Genomic DNA, 544 nt, shown 5'->3' on the forward strand with positions numbered 1-544 from the left:
TCTTGGCCTGCTGCACCTGGGCCTTCACCTTCCGGTGGGTGCGCAGCGCGGCAAACAGCAGGGGCAGGAAGCTGGCCATGGCCACCAGGTAGAGCACCGAACAAACCACACGCACCAGGGAGGAAACCGGCAGGGCGCACACCAGCAGGGCGGTGTTGGCCATCGACACCCGCCACGCCGCTCCCCGGTCAAACACCGTCGCGGTTTCCCGCACCGGACGCGGCCCGCCGCCCAACGCCACCGGGATCAGGTAGGACAACGCCCCGAGCAGGACCTGGGCGGCAAAACCGGCCACCAGGTAGGGCGCCAGGGTGTCAAAGGCGCGCCCCATGACCCGCCAGTCCGAGGTGGTCACGAGCCACCAGCATCCACACCAGCATGCCCACCCACCAGCAGACCGCGGCGAGCACCGAGAGCGTGGCGAAACTGCGCGGCGGCTTGTTACGGGCCGCGTAGATGAACGGGGAAGCCAGCAGGCCCAGCCCCACCAGGTATCCGGCCACCCCGGCGGCAGCCACCGGAAGCACACCGAACCCGGCCCCGG

General features: G+C 70.2%; 1 protein-coding gene and 1 pseudogene. Both read right to left on the minus strand.

The genetic code is table 11. The annotated features are described in order from the left end of the window. A pseudogene (locus JCM19049_RS17210) lies at positions 1–331 on the minus strand (copper oxidase); the annotation flags it as partial. Further along, on the minus strand, positions 315–544 hold a 230-nt coding region (locus JCM19049_RS17215), incomplete at its 5' end, for a hypothetical protein (protein ID WP_279403522.1). The gene JCM19049_RS17215 and the pseudogene JCM19049_RS17210, both read right to left, overlap by 17 nt.

It is taken from the genome of Arthrobacter sp. JCM 19049 (assembly GCF_001310435.1).